At 47.4% G+C, this 12,156-nt stretch carries 9 protein-coding genes; 6 read left to right on the top strand and 3 right to left on the bottom strand.

The features are described from left to right. The first annotated feature begins 30 nt into the window (after positions 1–30). From AC56AD_RS11160 to AC56AD_RS11150, 3 genes are all read left to right on the top strand, one after another. Positions 31–1,332, top strand: coding sequence for an ArsA family ATPase (locus AC56AD_RS11160; RefSeq protein ID WP_012508888.1), 1,302 nt, complete (start codon positions 31–33; stop codon positions 1,330–1,332). Positions 1,333–1,471: 139 nt separating this feature from the next. Then, entirely contained in the window at positions 1,472–2,338 is an 867-nt protein-coding gene (locus AC56AD_RS11155) for an enoyl-ACP reductase (RefSeq protein ID WP_012508887.1), read from the top strand. A gap of 388 nt (positions 2,339–2,726) precedes the next feature. After that, on the top strand, positions 2,727–4,952 hold the full coding sequence (locus AC56AD_RS11150) for an NADP-dependent isocitrate dehydrogenase (protein WP_012508886.1): 2,226 nt from the start codon (positions 2,727–2,729) through the stop codon (positions 4,950–4,952). A gap of 107 nt (positions 4,953–5,059) precedes the next feature. Here AC56AD_RS11150 and AC56AD_RS11145 read toward each other — a convergent pair whose 3' ends face one another. Together AC56AD_RS11145 and AC56AD_RS11140 are read right to left on the bottom strand one after the other, a co-directional pair. Next, complete coding sequence (locus AC56AD_RS11145; protein ID WP_012508885.1) at positions 5,060–5,734, bottom strand: PEP-CTERM sorting domain-containing protein; 675 nt, start codon at positions 5,732–5,734, stop codon at positions 5,060–5,062. Between the two features lie 253 nt (positions 5,735–5,987). Next, complete coding sequence (locus tag AC56AD_RS11140; protein ID WP_012508884.1) at positions 5,988–6,614, bottom strand: murein L,D-transpeptidase catalytic domain family protein; 627 nt, start codon at positions 6,612–6,614, stop codon at positions 5,988–5,990. 351 nt (positions 6,615–6,965) lie between these two features. Here AC56AD_RS11140 and AC56AD_RS11135 point away from each other — a divergent pair, with 351 nt between their 5' ends. Together AC56AD_RS11135 and AC56AD_RS11130 are read left to right on the top strand one after the other, a co-directional pair. Beyond that, entirely contained in the window at positions 6,966–8,207 is a 1,242-nt protein-coding gene (locus tag AC56AD_RS11135) for an RNA/DNA-binding domain-containing protein (protein WP_012508883.1), read from the top strand. Positions 8,208–8,312: 105 nt separating this feature from the next. Then, a complete protein-coding gene (locus AC56AD_RS11130; protein ID WP_012508882.1) occupies positions 8,313–9,146 on the top strand; it encodes a TIGR00282 family metallophosphoesterase in 834 nt (277 codons plus the stop codon). A gap of 91 nt (positions 9,147–9,237) precedes the next feature. Here the strand turns inward: AC56AD_RS11130 and fbp are convergent, their stop codons facing one another. Further along, positions 9,238–10,239 (bottom strand): class 1 fructose-bisphosphatase, encoded by a 1,002-nt coding sequence (gene fbp / locus AC56AD_RS11125; protein ID WP_012508881.1) that lies wholly within the window; start codon positions 10,237–10,239, stop codon positions 9,238–9,240. 194 nt (positions 10,240–10,433) lie between these two features. Here fbp and recJ point away from each other — a divergent pair, with 194 nt between their 5' ends. Then, positions 10,434–12,155, top strand: a complete 1,722-nt coding sequence (recJ, locus tag AC56AD_RS11120; RefSeq protein ID WP_012508880.1) for a single-stranded-DNA-specific exonuclease RecJ — start codon at positions 10,434–10,436, stop codon at positions 12,153–12,155. The last annotated feature ends 1 nt before the right edge of the window (position 12,156 follow it).

Here is a 12,156-nt window from a genome sequence, read left to right as displayed (position 1 = left end):
GGATTATTGACCTTTAACCGGGGAGTTTTTATGTTGTCGAGGGACTTAACGGAAAATCAATCGCAGACAAGAGTTATCATTTATTCAGGAAAAGGGGGAACCGGAAAAACTACCATTTCATCATCAACAGCGGTCGCACTGGCAAGGCAGAACAAAAAGGTTCTGATCATGTCATCCGATCCTGCTCATTCGCTTTCGGATGTTTTTAATGTTCGTATCAGTCGCAATGATCCCCAGAAGATCGAAGAAAATCTTTACGGTCTTGAAGTTGATACGGTGTACGAGCTTAAAAAGAACATGTCCGGTTTTCAGAAATTCGTCTCTACCTCTTACAAAAACAAGGGTATTGACAGCGGTATGGCTACCGAGCTGACCACCCAGCCAGGTCTTGATGAAATTTTTGCCTTGAGTCGTCTGCTGGATGAGGCGCAATCAGGGAAGTGGGATGCTGTGGTGCTCGACACCTCTCCTACAGGGAATACGCTTCGCCTGCTCGCCTACCCTGAAATCATTATTGGCGGAAATATGGGCAAGCAGTTTTTCAAGCTCTATAAAAGTATGTCGTCACTGGCTCGTCCGTTGAGCGGAAAATCCATCCCGGATGATGACTTTTTTAATGAGGTCAATGTGCTTCTCAAGCAGATGGAGGATATCAACAAGTTTATTCTCAGTCCCGAGGTTACTTTCCGACTGGTGCTGAACCCTGAGAAGCTCTCCATTCTTGAAACAAAGCGCGCCTATACTTTCGTGCATCTTTACGGTATCAATGTTGACGGTATTGTGATCAACAAAATTTTGCCTACCTCAAAAACGGTCGGCGAGTATTTTGAGTTCTGGGCCGATCTGCACAGTAAATATCTGATGGAGATCGACAGCTCCTTTTACCCTACTCCGGTCTTCCGCTGTCATTTGCAGAGAACAGAACCGATCGGGCCGGATGCGTTGCATGATATCAGCAAACTGGTTTTTGGCGAACAGCTTCCTGACAAGATTTTTTATTCCGGAAAGAACTTCTGGATTGAGAGCAAAAAAAATGCAGCAACGGAAGATCATCGCGAAGTTCTTTGTATCAAGGTACCCTTTCTCAAGGATGCCGAAGAGGTGCTTGTCACCCGCATGGGTACGGACATCGTTGTCACTGTAGACAGGGCACAAAGAATCATAACTCTTCCAAGGGCGCTCTACAGTCTTGAAATGGAAGAGTATATCCGGGAGGATAATCTTCTTCGCGTGGTATTCAGAGATATTCCTGTTGAAAAAGAGGAGCAGGAGTTGAGCGTGAATAAAAATGTGCTTGATAAACTGCGTTCAATGAGGCGAATGAAGCTGTAGTAAAAGTGGGGAACAGCCGCAGGAAGAAAAATTCAGGGGAAAGAGTTTAAGTTTTCACGGGAATCTTGTATCTTCAATGTTTAAAACATTGAATTAACGGCAATTTACCCCAATTTTTGTTAAAGAATCAGCTTATATCATGCCCGAGAAAGCGCACTATGGTTTGTTGAAAGGGAAGAAGGGAATCGTATTCGGCCCGCTTGATGAAAGCAGTATCGGCTGGCAGATTGCGCTTCATGCCTACAGGGAGGGCGCAGAGATCGCCATCTCGAATGTTGCGGCCGCGTTGCGTTTCGGCAATATTGAAGAACTCTCGACCCTATGCGGTAATGCTCCGATGTTTGTTTGTGATGCGTCGAAAAATGAGGACGTCGATGCATGCTTCAAGGAACTTAAGGAAAAAATGGGTTCGGTCGATTTTATTGTCCATTCAATCGGGATGTCACAGAATATTCGCAAGCAGTTGCCCTATGAAGATCTGAACTATGAGTGGTTTATCAAAACCCTTGATGTTTCTGCTTTGTCGTTGCATCGGCTCGTCTCTTATGCTTTGAAGAATGAGGCAATCAATAAGGGCGGCAGTATTCTCTCTCTTTCCTATATCGCGTCACAGAGAAATTATTGGACCTACTCTGATATGGGTGATGCCAAATCGCTGCTTGAATCCATTGTCCGCAGTTATGGACCAAGGCTTGCAAGGCAGGCGATCCGTATTAACACCATATCGCAGAGTCCAACCTATACCAAGGCAGGAAGCGGTATTCCTGGATTTGAAAAAATGTACGAGTATAGTGACCTCATGTCGCCTCTTGGAAATGCTTCTGCCGAAGAGTGTGCTGAATATTGCATGACTATTCTCAGTGATCTTTCCCGCAAGGTCACCATGCAGAACCTGTTCCACGATGGCGGTTACAGTTCGATGGGAGCGACCATTCCCATGATCAAGCTTGCTCATGAGGTGCTCAATGACAAGGAGCTTGCATTACGGGTGGGTCTCGATGAGTGACCTCCTCCTTCCTTCTGTATGCAGGAGGATGAGGCCGTAGCGTTGTTTTCGTTTGTTTGACAGACAAGTGTCCGGGTTCCCTCTAAAGATGATATGGCCGCTCTGTTTTTCTGTGCATTCTGAGTGATGCACAGAAAAATACGGTCAGTACTATTACGTATTTTATCGCCTGACGGCTCTTTTCACCATCCCGCTTCGGGCGCATTGATTATCAGCGTCCGTTTTTGTATGGTCGGTGTAGATGTTTGTCGGAGGCTTTCACAGCAGTTATATTTCGTTTTCGTTTCAGTTGGAGCGGCGCTCGCTTCTGTGCGATTTCATGAGATTCTTTTTCCTGAGTATCTTTTTCGAATAATTTCCAAAAATACTTAAAACGACACTATTACAGATGGCAAAAACAGCAAAAATTATCTATACCAAGATCGATGAGGCTCCTGCTTTGGCGACCTACTCTCTCCTTCCCATTCTCAATGCATTTGCGAGGGGTACTGGCGTTGATTTTGAGCCCAGGGATATCTCACTTGCAGGAAGAATTATTGCAAACTTTCCTGAAAATCTGACTGAAAGCCAGAGAATACCCGATTACCTTGCTGAACTGGGTGCTCTTGCACTGACTCCCGAAGCAAATATCATCAAGCTGCCGAATATCAGTGCCTCAATTCCCCAGTTGAGAGCCGCTATCAAAGAGCTTCAGGAGCATGGTTACAACATCCCTGATTATCCTGAAGCGCCTGCAAATGAAGCAGAAAAAGAGCTTCAGACAAGGTTTGCCAAGGTTCTTGGCAGCGCTGTAAACCCGGTTTTGCGTGAGGGAAATTCCGATCGTCGGGCGCCGCTTTCGGTAAAAGCCTTTGCACAGAAAAATCCGCACAAGATGGGCGCATGGAGCAGCGACTCCAAATCACATGTCGCCTCAATGAGTGCCGGTGATTTCTATGGCAGTGAAAAGTCTGTTACGGTGGGCGAAGCAACCGCAGTTACCATAGAGTTTGTCGACAATGCAGGTCAGTCAACCGTTCTGAAAGAGAATACTCCGTTACTTGCCGGTGAGATTATTGATACATCCGTTATGAATGTTCGCTCACTCCGCAACTTTTTTGAAGCGCAGATTGCCGATGCAAAAGCTACCGGTGTGCTGCTTTCGCTGCATCTGAAAGCCACCATGATGAAGGTCTCTGATCCCATCATGTTCGGTCATGCCGTTACCGTTTTTTATAAGGATGTGTTTGAAAAACATGCCGCACTTATCAAAGAGCTTGGCGTGAATGTGAACAATGGTCTTGGTGACCTCTATGCCAAAATCCAGAAACTTCCTGAGGCACAAAAAGCTGAAATTGAAGCTGATATCAATGCCGTTTATGCCAACCGTCCGGCACTTGCCATGGTTGATTCCGACAAGGGTATCACCAATCTTCATGTTCCGAATGATATCATTGTTGATGCATCCATGCCCGTGGTTGTTCGTGATTCCGGCAAGATGTGGGGCCCTGACGGCAAGCTTCACGATACGAAAGCCATGATTCCCGACCGCTGCTATGCAACCATGTATCAGGCCATCATTGAGGATTGTAAACAACATGGCGCCTTTAATCCGGCAACCATCGGCAGTGTGCCAAACGTTGGGCTTATGGCTCAGCAGGCAGAAGAGTACGGTTCACACAACAAGACCTTTGTAGCGCCCGCAAACGGGACAATTAATGTTGTTGATGCTGCTGGCCAGACCGTGCTCGCACAGGCTGTTGAAGTGGGTGACATTTTCAGGATGTGCCAGGCAAAGGATGCTCCGGTCAAGGATTGGGTAAAACTTGCCGTCAAGAGGGCAAGAATAACCGGAGTGCCTGCAATTTTCTGGCTCGACAGCAAGAGGGCTCATGATGCAGAGATCATCAATAAAGTGACAGAATATCTCAAGGAGCACGACACCACCGGTCTCGATATCCGTATCCTGACTCCGGTTGAGGCCATGCGTTTCTCTCTTGAAAGAATCAGGGCAGGCAAGGATACCATCTCGGTCACCGGTAACGTGCTTCGCGATTATCTTACCGATCTCTTCCCGATCATCGAGCTTGGCACCAGTGCCAAGATGCTTTCGGTTGTACCTCTCATGAACGGTGGCGGTCTGTTTGAGACCGGTGCAGGCGGATCCGCTCCAAAACATGTGCAGCAGTTCCAGAAAGAGGGCTATCTGCGCTGGGACTCCCTCGGAGAATTTTCAGCAATTGCCGCATCGCTTGAGCATGTGGCCCAATCGTTCAGCAACGACAAGGCAAGGATTCTGGCCGAGACTCTCGATCAGGCCATTGGCAAGTTCCTCGACAACGACAAGTCACCAGCCCGTAAAGTTGGCCAGATCGATAACAGGGGAAGCCACTTCTACCTTGCACTCTACTGGGCAGAGGCGCTTGCCGCACAGCAGGAAGATCAGGAACTGCAGAGCCGTTTTGCCGCTGTTGCACAGCAACTTGGCGACAATGAAGCAAAAATCAACGAAGAGCTGATTGGCGCACAGGGAAAACCAGTCGATATGGGTGGCTATTACAACCCGGATGAAGCCCTGACGACACAGTCCATGCGTCCCAGCGCCACCTTTAACGCTATTATTGACGTCCTCTGATTATCTGATTACAAAAGCATTGAAACAACAGAAAAGCCCGGTTTATTCAGGGCTTTTCTGTTGTTTCTTTTTTCTCGGTATTCAGCAATCATCTTTTTTTTAAGAGTTCAAACGGTAACTGCTGACGTTCCTGAAGATTTCCTGAGGCGGAATGCTACAAACAAACCGCCGAGACACAGAAGAACATATGTACTTGGCTCGGGATTCGGGCTGTTGGAAACCAGACCCTGGTAGTTTGTATGTTTTACATCTTTTCCGGGATTGATCCAGAGGAATTTCGACACGTCGCTGGAATTAGTAGTCGCTTCATTGATGTATTTATTGTACAGAGTTGCTATGTTGGAGGTGGATCCGTATGACTCAATATCCAGATCATACACTCCTGTTTCATTAACTACATGCCAAATAGCGGCCTGAAGAGCTATTGCCTGCTCTCCCTGTCCACCAATGCCATAATTTCCTAACAGATAAGCGACCTTGCCTGCATTTTTTACAGGATTGCCATGGATTATAGCTGAGTTATTTACGGTGGTATAAGGATAATTATCATTTACATTGACAGGAGTAAAAAGATCAACACAGTAGAGATATTTGAGCGCTCTTTCGTTAAGATAAGATGGGTCAATAGAACCTCCCCCCTCTGATTTATGGACACCCTTCACGATAGATTTAATGTTTGAGTAGGATCCGCCTATGTGAAGATTAATCACCTCTGTTGCATGAGCCATCCCGCTCATTGTCATGATTGCAACTGCGATAATCGCATAAAGAATCGTTTTCATTTTTTCGGGATTTTTAAGTTTAAATGGCAATAGGGTTGTAGTGTCTGGCGCATATATATTATATGCGAGTAGTGTCTTTATATATAGAGAATGTATATAAAAATATATTTCGTACCAAGTATTCAGATGGAAAAAACATCAACTGCGCACTATATGATGCATTTGTTTTGTATAGGAGCAATATATGCGCCGTATATACTGGAAAGGGATGGAAAGAAGTGCGGGGATAACAGGGATGTGTATGGGGAGTGAGTTACCAGGAGCTACTCCAGGCATAAAGAAGTCCCTTGTGGCTGAGTTTTTGTGCCACATCATCAATATCGCCGGGCGATACCACAAAGCAGCCATTGCTTCTGCCGATTCTCGGGCCGTTCAAGGTGACGAGGTTCAGTATGATATAGCCCAGTGAGACATAATCAGCCGAATGCAGCACAATATCGCGGCTGAATGCATTGCCGTTTCTTGCTGGTTCAAGCCCTTCAAGGCGCACGGCCATTCCGTGGTCTCCCGTGTACGCATCAAGCACATTATAAAGTCCGGTACTGCTCATACCCGAATCAAGGGTATTGGAAAAGCGGGTTGCATACAGGTCGCCGGAATTTTTTCCATGCGCTACCCGGTAAAACCACTCCTCACCACTCACAAGATCAATCACCGCCATGCGCTTTATGTAGGAGGGCTTCGAATAATCCACCACCGCAAGGTATCGGATTCCCATTTCCGGATGAGCTGCTCGATAGGTTTCGAGAGCCGCAATCGCCGCCCGGTAAGCCTGTGGAGATACTTTTTCCGGGAGGTAAAGCAATACAGTTCCACCAAGAACGAAAAGCAGGAGCGCCACCAGAGCGCCATAAAAGGCTTTTTTTTGTTGAGCGCTCATCTTTTATCCGTTTTTGTATGTTCTCTGCGATGTGTCTTGCGTCTATACCGAAAATACTACTTTTCAATTCCCTTGCTGCAACTCTTGCTGCATCTGCCTTTGACATTCCGCTTTTTATAGTGTAGTTTTATCCCGTTTTAGTCGGATAAAACCGGATAAGAACAGGTTGAGACGACAGAAAAATTCAGTTTAATACCCGTTTAAACAGATAATACGTTCTTGGGGAGGGCGTTTATGGAAGTTCAAAAAGGATGAGATTGATGAATGGGTACGCACCAACGGAGCAAGTGAAAAAAGCAGCACAACTGTATTGAATCAACGAAAAACAAAGTATGGATGGTAAGGTGACTTATGCTGAAAGCTGAATTATTCGAAATGGTTGCCAATGGTGAGAATTCAGGTGTTGAATTTAAACGTGATGATATCCGGCCTGAGCAGTTGGCAAAAGAGATTGTTGCCTTTGCAAATGTTCAGGGTGGCCGGATTTTCCTTGGCGTTGAGGATAATGGAGAGTTTACCGGCCTCCAGCGTGCTCATGCCCAGGAGTGGATTTTGAATGCATTCAGGGACAAGGTACACCCGCAAATCATTCCTTACTATGAAGAGATTGAGCTGGAAAAGGGTTTACGAATCGGGGTGATAACGATTGCTGCCGGAATATCAAAACCCTACGTGGTGCGCCACAACAACCGCGAAGAGGTCTATATCCGCATGGGCGACCGATCTGAACTTGCTTCACGTGAACAGCAACTTCGCCTGTTTGAAAGTTGCGGGTTGCTTCATGTTGAGGTTTTGCCAGTTGCGGGCACCTCATTGTCTACTATTGATAAAAGCAGGCTTACCTATTATCTGCAAGACATAATCAAGGACCCTGAGATTCCACAAACCGATAGTGAGTGGGTTGAACGCCTTATCGGTCTGGGATTGATGGCCGATGATGGCATGGGAAACAGCGTATGTTCGATAGCAGGATTGATCTGCTTTGGCATAAAGCCCCGCCGTTTTCTTCGACAGGCAGGATTGCGAATGATGGCTTTTCGGGGGAATGATAAAGAGTACCAGGCATTGCTCGATGTTGTGCTTGATGCACCGTTGGTCGGGCGATGGCAACGCTCTGCATCGGGGCAAAAAGAGTTGATTGATGAAGGTCTGATTGAAAAATTTTCTTCTCTTATAGAACCTTTTATCACTCAGGAGGCATCGGGGATTGATAAGAATATGCGGCGGGAAAAGAGCTGGTTTTATCCATGGGAAGCCATTCGAGAAACAGTCGTCAATGCTCTGGCTCACCGTGACTGGACAAGGTCGGTCGATATTGAGGTGACAAACTACTCTGATCGACTGGAGGTTATCAGCCCGGGGAAACTCCAGAATTCAATGACGGTCAGCAAAATGGTTGCCGGACAACGCTCTCCACGCAATACCCTGATCATGGAAATTCTGCGTGACTATGGGTATGTTGATGCAAGAGGTATGGGAGTGCGCACCAAGGTTATTCCCCTGATGCGTACGTTCAATCAGGCAGAACCGGTATTTGAGGCTACAGAGGATTATTTGAAAACGATACTTTATCGGAAAAGAGCGGGCGAGTAGGGGCATAAATTCTCTCTTGCTGAAAGCCATGGTGGAGTGATTGTTGTTTTGTGTAACTTCCCCGCACAGTCGTTTTTAAGAAATAGAACAGGTTAAGAAAGAGGTATGGCACAGAAAACCCTGAACGTCATGTTCATCGGTGATGTTGTTGGCACTCCGGGTCTCCAGATGGTAGGCCGGATGCTGAAGAGTTTTATCAGCAAGTATCATGTTGATTTTGTTGTCTGTAATGGTGAAAACGCCCATCATGGCAAGGGGATGAGCCTCGAAGCGCTCAACCAGCTTCTTGAGGCTGGCGTCAATGTGGTGACCGGAGGCAACCATACCTGGAGCAATTTCAACTTTTTTGATACCCTGAAAACGCATCCGCAGGTGTTGCGTCCGCTGAACTATCCCAAAGGCACCTATGGCAAGGGTTACGCCATCTACAAGCTGCCAAACGGGCTGGGAGATATTGCTGTGGTCAACCTTCAGGGCAGGACCTTCATGTACTCCATTGACTGCCCCTTCAGAACAGCAGACTGGGCGATCAAGCAGATCAAGGAGCAGGGCAAGGATAAGGTGCGTCATATTTTTGTTGATATTCACGCAGAGGCTACCGCTGAAAAGATAGCGCTTGGCTGGTATCTTGACGGAAAGGTGTCGGCTGTGATCGGTACTCACACTCATGTGCCAACGGCAGATGAACGCATTCTGCCAAAAGGGACAGGTTACTGCACCGACGCAGGCATGACCGGGCCGCATAACTCCGTCATCGGTATGCAGATCAAGTCCGCAACAGACCGGATGCTCTACCAGACACCCCACAAATATGAGTGCGCAGAAGATGATGTCCATTTTTCAGGAGTACTGCTCTCAATGGACGTGGCAAGCGGAAAAACGGTAGGTATCCAGCGGATTTTTTATCCGGAATTCGACCGTGGTGTAATACAGGGATAATGGATGATCGAAATAATGGGTAATCGTTAATACCCCGCATTCGTAAGGGCATGGCATGCCATGCCCCTACGGGGTATCAAAAAACCGTATATTACCTGATTCCCTGCTCAAATTCCTCTGCAAGAATAACGTCATCGACGCTGCCGATATAGAGCGGAGTGCGCTGATGGAGTTCAAGTGGCTGAATATCGAGGATGCGATCCCGTCCGTTTGTTGCGCGTCCACCAGCCTGTTCACAGATGAAGGCAAGGGGATTGGCTTCGTACATGAGCCGGAGCTTTCCCTTGAGGTGCTTTGTGGTTGGCGGATAGACGAAGACACCGCCGGTCAGAAGGTTGCGGTGGAAGTCGGCAACCAGTGAACCGATGTAACGGGTGCTGTAGGGACGATTGGTTGCAGGGTCTTCCTCCTTGATATAGTCGAGATATCTTTTTGTCCCTTCGTTGAACTGCGCGTAGGAGCCCTCGTTGATCGAGTAATATTTGCCGCTTTTCGGGGTGATGATGTTTTCGTGAGAGAGGAGAAACTCGCCGATGGTCGGGTCGTAGGTAAAGCCGTGCACCCCGTGGCCGGTGGTGTAGACCATGACGACCGATGAACCATAGATGACATAACCGGCAGCAACCTGTTCGTAACCATGCTGCAGGCAGTCACTGAGGCTTGCCTTGCCGGGATCATCACCTTTCAGTTTATAGATAGAGAAGATGGTGCCCACGCTGACATTGACATCGATGTTTGAGGAGCCGTCCAAGGGATCAAACAGGAGGGCATAGTTGCCGCTCTCATTTTTCGGCGGGATAATGACGCCCTCATTTTCTTCGGAACCCATAATGGCAAACCTTCCATGCTGGCCGATGGCGGAGATGATTTTTTCATTGGCGAACAGATCAAGTTTTTTGACCTCTTCACCCTGGACGTTGGTGCTTCCTGTGAAACCAAGAATATCGACCAGTCCTGCTCGCACAACTTCTCTCCTGACCAGCTTTGCGGCAAAGGCCACATCATTGAGAAGGTCGGTCAGCTCGCCCTGTGCATCCGGGAAAAATTTCTGCTGTTCGAGGATGTGGCGTTCAATGGTGATCAGATTACTCATGTTCTGTGTTCCTGATTGTTAGTGTTCATGTATTGACTGATGGACTAAGCGTTCACTTTGAAGTTTAATGTAAAAATATTCACACCCTCTTTCAAGCGCAGAGAGCAGGAGATCGTGGTCTGAACATTTTTTATCAGGAAATGGTGAACTCTTCTCTAAATTGGTGATTTCCATTAGCACTTTTTCAATCTCCCATGAAACGATTCCGCTGGAATTTGCTCTCTCCTGATGAACAGGCTGTTCTTGTTCTTTCGGAGGCAATCAATGTGAGTCTGCCCGTTGCAAGAGCATTATTCAATCGCGGTATTCAGACCTTTGACGAAGCAAGGGATTATTTTCGCTCCTCAATTCTCTCTCTTCCATCCCCCTATCTTTTGCTCCATATGCGCAAGGCGGTTGACCGCGTTGTGCAGGCCATCAGGGATCATGAAAAAATAATGCTTTATGGTGATTATGATGTTGATGGCACAACCGGGACAGCGCTGCTTTTGCTCTTTCTGAAAGAGCAGGGGGCTCTGGTTTCCTATTATATCAATGACCGTTTTACGGAGGGCTATGGTTTATCGGCGGAAGGCATCGATACGGCTGTTGAGCAGGAAGTCACGCTTCTTGTCACGGTCGATTGCGGTATAAACGAGAATGAAGCGGTACTGCGCTGTGCAGCTCATGGTATTGATGTCATTATCTGCGATCATCACGAGCCGGACGTGCTTCCTCTGGCCTATGCTATTTTGAACCCGAAGGTTCCGGGCTGCACCTATCCCTTCAGGGAGTTATGCGGGTGCGGTGTGGCATTCAAGTTCATTCAGGCCATCGCCGAGCATGTGCACGCCGAACCGGAGAGCTGGCAGAAATATCTTGATTTTGTTGCCATTGCTACGGCCGCCGATATGGTCTCTCTTGAACAGGAAAACCGGACGCTGGTTCGAGAGGGATTGCAGAGAATGCGCACAAAGCCCAGAACCAATTTAATGGCGATGTTTTCACTCATGAAAATTGCTCCGGCAGAACTGGGCATGTTTCATATTGCATTTGGTATTGCTCCACGTATCAATGCTGCAGGCAGAATGCACTCTGCACATTTGGCGGTTGAATGGCTTCTTTCTGATACGTCGGTTGATGCACAGCGCCATGTCGATGAACTTGACCGTATAAACTCGCTGCGCCGCGAAATTGATGCTGATATCATGGGGAAGGCAGAAAAGATGCTCGACAGCCATTTTGCCTCCTATTGCTCCTCAATTGTGCTCTATGATGAATCATGGCATATCGGAGTCCTTGGTATTGTCGCTTCAAAAATGATTGAAAAACATTATCTGCCGACGGTCATTCTTGGTGGCATGAACGGTCTTATCAAGGGCTCGGTACGAAGCGTTGAGGGGCTCAATATCTATGAGGCACTGCAGGAGTGTGGTGACTACCTCGAACAGTTTGGGGGGCATCATCAGGCAGCAGGTATTACCCTTCGCCCGGAGAACTTTGCAGGATTCCGCAAAAAGTTCAACGAGGTCTGTTCCACTCTTCTTTCCATAGGTCAACGCCAGAAGGAGCTGGTGGTTGATTCAAAAATTGCCCTTGAGGATATCACTTCGCGGTTTATCAATGTGCTCGAACAGTTCGCACCTTACGGTCATGGTAATCGTGAGCCGCTCTTTCTCTCAGAAGGAATTGTTCCGTATGGTCAGCCAAGACTTCTCAAGGAGAGGCATGTCAAGTTTACCGTCAGGGATAAAAATGGACGCACCTTCGACGTGATCGGTTTTGACCGTCTTGACATCTACACCGAACTCAAGGAACACTCCCGTCCGGTATTTACAATGGTCTATTCGGTAGAAAAAAGGATGTGGAATAACCGTGAACAATGGCAGATCAAACTCAAGGATCTTGAGCTTACCAAACGGCATGTTGGCAGTTAAC

The sequence above is a fragment of the Pelodictyon clathratiforme genome, from assembly GCF_982375515.1.
This window is presented reverse-complemented; position numbering and strand designations above follow the sequence as displayed.